This is a genomic window from bacterium, from assembly GCA_040755795.1.
GTDB lineage: Bacteria > UBA9089 > CG2-30-40-21 > CG2-30-40-21 > SBAY01 > JBFLXS01.
In genome coordinates this window covers 1-4,505 of record JBFLXS010000343.1, presented here as the reverse complement: position 1 = coordinate 4,505, position 4,505 = coordinate 1, and the positions used below count along the sequence as shown (strand labels likewise).

The following is a 4,505-nucleotide window of genomic DNA, read 5'->3' as shown; positions in this document are numbered from 1 at the left end:
AACCGTTGGTTCACAAATGAGGATGAAAATAGTAGGTAGGAGATAGAAGGTGGGAGATAGGGAGATAAGCGTGAGTAGTGGTGTTTTCTTTACTTTCTACTCTCTACTTCCTATTTTCAGGGGAAAATTACAACGTCGCAAGTAGCGTCAATATCGGAGTGACAGCACTTGCACTCGGAGTGACAGCACTTGTGCTGTCAGTGTCACCACAAGTGGTGTCACTCCAGGATTCTTTCTCTGTGTCCTCTGTGTCTCTGTGGCAAAAAAAGTATTTTCAGGGAGAAAAAATGATTTTAGCGATTGATAAGATTTATAAGGTAAACTTAGGAGTAAAAAAGAACGAGCGAGTTTTAGTCTTTACGGATGGGCTACAAGAATTGGAAGAATGTGCCAGACTGGTCAGTGAGCGTGGTAAATTTCTTGGATTTGATGTTTCGTTTTTAGTATTTGAACCAACTGGGGGACATGGAATTGAGCCACCAATTGAAGTCTGGGAAACCGCATTTGGTAAAAACCTCGTCAACTACTTAAAAAAAGAGAGATTGCTTGAGAAATTATTAAAAAAAGAGGTCTTGCCAGAGGATTGGCATTTGGCTCAACAAATAGTTGTAGATAAAAAAGGCGAGGTCGTAGATGTCATCATTGCCTTATCCTGGTATTCAACTTCACATACGAATTTTAGAAAATTACTAACCCTCAATGCCGGCACTCGATATGCCAGCCTACCTCTTTTTAACCCGGATATGTTTTTAGGAGCAATGGATGTAAATTGGAAAGAAGTAGAGAAAACTACACTCGCATTAAAAGAAATAATTTCTACGGCGATTATGGCTGAAATCTCTGCTCCTAACGGAACATCATTAAAACTTAATTTAGAAGGAAGACAGCCGTTTGCCGATACAGGAATATTGACTAAAAAAGGCTCTTTTGGTAATTTGCCGGCGGGTGAGGTTTTTATCGCTCCTGTTGAGGGGAAAACAGAAGGTAAATTGGTTGCTGAAGGGATTGTTTTTGAGATAAAAAATGGTCAGGTAGAGAAATTTTACGGAGAGAAAAAAACGAGATTTGAGGAAATTTTCAGTAAAAATGAATTGAATAGAAATATCGCTGAGTTAGGCATTGGCACCAACCCAAAGGCAAAAGACCCAACCAATGTTTTGGAGGCTGAAAAAATCTCAGGCACAGTCCATATTGCCCTGGGTGATAATAGTGGTTTTGGAGGTAAAATCTCTACACCATTTCATGAAGATTTTGTGGTATTTTCTCCAACGCTAAATTTAGTCTCAAAACAGGATAAAATTACAACGATTTTAGCCAATGGTAAATATTTACCCTTGACATAATGAAAATATGCGTGTATAATATATCAGAAGACAGCGAAGAGTGACCACTTTCACTGGTAACTGGTAATTGGTAATTGGTAACTGGTAACTGGTAATTGGTAACTGGTAATTGGTAATTGGTAACTAATTACCATTTACCAGTTACCATTTACCAATAACTGGGGGGATGTAGCTTGGCTGGATTTATTCCAGATGAAATAATTGAAGAAGTTAGAAATCGAACTGATTTGGTTGATGTTATTTCTGATTATGTGCTTTTGAAGAAAAGTGGCGAAAATTATAAGGGATTGTGCCCTTTTCATAGTGAAAAGACGCCATCTTTTACCGTCAATCCTCGTAAAGGAATATTCCATTGCTTTGGCTGTGGTGTAGGAGGAAATATTTATTCCTTTCTAATGAAGATGGAGAAGATGGAATTTGTCGATGCAGTTAAACATTTAGCCGCTCGATGTGGTGTGGCAATACCACAATTTCAACCTTCTAAACAAATTCAAGAAATAGATACCCTGTATAAAATTAATGAGTTAGCCTCTAAATTCTATGAACAACTTTTATGGTCATCAGAAGGGCAAAGGGCTTTAGATTATTTTAAAAAAAGGAAACTGACTCCACAGACAATAAAGAAATTTAAGTTAGGATATGCACCTGATTCCTGGGATAGACTATTGAATACCTTAAAAGGTTATCCACAAGACAAGATTTGTCAGGTAGGGTTAATATTACCCCGCGAAGGAGGAGGATATTACGATAGATTTAGAAATAGAATTACATTTCCCATTATAAATTCCTTTAATAAAATAGTTGGTTTTGGGGCACGGGTTTTAGATGATTCCTTACCTAAATATGTCAATTCGCCAGAATCACCTATTTATTATAAAAGTAAGATATTATATGGGTTAAATTTTGCAAAAGAACCTATTCGCAAAGCGAATGCGGCAATTATTGTTGAAGGATATATGGATGCCATTTTGTTATCCCAGGCAGGATTTGAGAATGTAGTGGCAGTGGCAGGAACAGCTTTTACTCAAGACCAGGTTGGATTATTAAAAAAATTTGGTGAGAAGGCATTTGTGTTATTTGACCCGGATATCGCTGGCATTCAGGCAACATTACGCGGGTTAGATTTATTAATCGAACAGGAAATAGAGGTAAAGGTAATTTCTTTACCGCCAAAATTAGACCCCGCAGATTTTATCAGCCAGTTTGGCACACAAGAATTCTCAAAATGCCTCCAAAACGCTGAGAATTTGTTAGATTATCAATTTAAACAACATATTGCCACCGCGGATATTAATATTGCGGCATCTAAAATAAAGGCTTTAGAAAATATTCTACCAACTATTTCAAAAATAACTAATCTCATTCAAAAACGAGATTTTATCAAAAAAGTTGCTGAAGGACTTAGAATAGATGAAGAAATAATCTTATCTGAACTTAAAAAAGGACAGAAAAAAGCACCTGTCTCCACTTCAGAATATATTACTAAACAAGAAGAAGGAGTGGTATTAGCCGAAAAAGGGTTAATTAAATCTATGTTAGAAAATGAGGTATGGGCTAAACAAATATCCATCGAACTTAATCCTGATGATTTCTCAAATACTCAATGTCAACAGATAATTAAGATAATCGTTGAACTCCTTAATCAAAAAAAGGCAATTAGTCCACCGCAAATAATTGATTTAGTAGATGAAAAAGCAAAAGATTTAATTACTTACCTCTTACTTCAAAAAGACTTTGGCGTAGAAAAAGAAAAACTAATTAATGAATATATTAAAAAGATAAAAGAAAATAATCTAAGAAAAAAGAAACTTGAAATCCAAAAAGCAATTGCTCAATTAAAAGAAGATAACGAGGAATTGTTACGGCAGTATCAGGAGTTAGATTCTCAGATTAGAAGTTTAAAATAAGGGAAGAAGGGAAGAAAGGGTAATCTAACAAGTTATTTCCTTGTTAGGCTATGATAATCACCTGACGCATGGATGAAAATATATTAGGGAACTCAATATATGGTCATAATAGAAACTCCGATATTCACAAGACGAATCCAGGAATTAATGTCTGACGAAGAATATCGACTTTTACAATCTTATGTGTTAAATAGACCCGATATTGGAAAAATAATATCGGCAAGTGGAGGACTAAGAAAACTCCGATGGTCTGGTGGAGGACATGGGAAGAGAGGCGGTATCAGGGTCATCTATTATTGGTTTGTATCCCAGGATACCATCATTTTGCTTTATGCTTATCCCAAAAGTGAGCAGGATGATTTAACGGGGGAACAACTCAGACAATTGAGAAAAATTGTAAAAAGGGAATTTATATGAAACAAGAAATGTTTGAGGAATTACTTGAAAGTGTTAAACAAGGCGATGCTATCATGAAAGGCGAAATGAAGCCTTCACGGAGTTTTGAATTTCCTGAATCTGAGGTCAGGAAGATACGAAAGCAGTATAGTTTGTCACAGGATAAATTTGCTGTTCTTATGGGAATCAGTGTTGCCACGCTCCGAAACTGGGAACAAGGTCGACGTAAACCTGAAGGGCCTGCCCGTGTTCTTTTGAGAGTTGCTGCGAAACATCCTGAAGCCATATTAGATACTATAAGGTGACGAAAATGAGAAAGAAATATGAGATTTAAAGTGGTTATAACCTATGACTCAGAATATGAAGGATATGTAGTTGATGTTCCTGAGCTTGTTGGGTGTATGAGTCAAGGTAAGACAATAGATGAGGCACTTACCAACATAAAAGATGCAATTAAAGGTTGGTTAGAGGTAGAAAAAAGACATAGGAGATTAGATATTTTTGAAGAAAAGGAACTTTTTGTTGGAGAGGTTATAGTTTAGTGGGAAGACTATCAAATATTTCTGGAAGAGAGACAGTGAAAATATTTCAAAAATTTGGTTACATAGCGGATCAAGACCAACTCTATCAATTCCTGACCATAGGGAATTGGCACCTGGTCTATTAAGAGGACTAATAAGAAAAAGTGGATTAACTGTGGAAGATTTCTTAATGGCAAAATAAAAAATGTGTAACTCGATGTTCAAGTTTTTTAAAGGTATAAAGATTTAACCGCAAAGAGCGCAAAGGAAGGTTTCGCAAAGGACGCAAAGAAAGGAAAACAGGTCTATAAACGAAAACGAACTTTCAAATATTGTTA

At 36.1% G+C, this 4,505-nt stretch carries 5 protein-coding genes and 1 pseudogene; all 6 read left to right on the top strand.

Going from position 1 to position 4,505, the window contains the following annotated elements; genetic code table 11:
* The first annotated feature begins 287 nt into the window (after positions 1 to 287).
* The 6 genes and pseudogenes from AB1414_16240 to AB1414_16215 all read left to right on the top strand — a co-directional run bounded on the left by AB1414_16240 (position 288) and on the right by AB1414_16215 (position 4,369).
* Positions 288 to 1,343 (top strand): aminopeptidase, encoded by a 1,056-nt coding sequence (locus AB1414_16240; GenBank protein MEW6608969.1) that lies wholly within the window; start codon positions 288 to 290, stop codon positions 1,341 to 1,343.
* Between the two features lie 173 nt (positions 1,344 to 1,516).
* Positions 1,517 to 3,250, top strand: a complete 1,734-nt coding sequence (gene dnaG, locus AB1414_16235; protein ID MEW6608968.1) for a DNA primase — start codon at positions 1,517 to 1,519, stop codon at positions 3,248 to 3,250.
* A 99-nt stretch (positions 3,251 to 3,349) separates the two neighbouring features.
* The gene (locus AB1414_16230; protein ID MEW6608967.1) at positions 3,350 to 3,667 is read left to right on the top strand and encodes a type II toxin-antitoxin system RelE/ParE family toxin; all 318 of its coding nucleotides are present in this window, start codon (positions 3,350 to 3,352) and stop codon (positions 3,665 to 3,667) included.
* Positions 3,664 to 3,951, top strand: a complete 288-nt coding sequence (locus AB1414_16225; GenBank protein MEW6608966.1) for a helix-turn-helix domain-containing protein — start codon at positions 3,664 to 3,666, stop codon at positions 3,949 to 3,951. Before AB1414_16230 ends, AB1414_16225 begins: the two co-directional genes overlap by 4 nt.
* Before the next feature lie 18 nt (positions 3,952 to 3,969).
* Positions 3,970 to 4,188 carry a type II toxin-antitoxin system HicB family antitoxin gene (locus AB1414_16220; GenBank protein ID MEW6608965.1) on the top strand — a complete coding sequence of 73 codons (219 nt, stop codon included), beginning with the start codon at positions 3,970 to 3,972 and terminating at the stop codon, positions 4,186 to 4,188.
* A pseudogene (locus AB1414_16215) lies at positions 4,188 to 4,369 on the top strand (type II toxin-antitoxin system HicA family toxin). The gene AB1414_16220 and the pseudogene AB1414_16215 overlap by 1 nt, the downstream one beginning before the upstream one ends.
* Positions 4,370 to 4,505: the final 136 nt, after the last annotated feature.

Bases quoted from the DNA above. Each gene is read 5' to 3' on its own strand.
- AB1414_16240 (MEW6608969.1), top strand. From the start codon at position 288: ATGATTTTAGCGATTGATAAGATTTATAAGGTAAACTTAGGAGTAAAA.
- AB1414_16220 (MEW6608965.1), top strand. From the start codon at position 3,970: ATGAGATTTAAAGTGGTTATAACCTATGACTCAGAATATGAAGGATAT.
- AB1414_16225 (MEW6608966.1), top strand. From the start codon at position 3,664: ATGAAACAAGAAATGTTTGAGGAATTACTTGAAAGTGTTAAACAAGGC.
- AB1414_16230 (MEW6608967.1), top strand. From the start codon at position 3,350: ATGGTCATAATAGAAACTCCGATATTCACAAGACGAATCCAGGAATTA.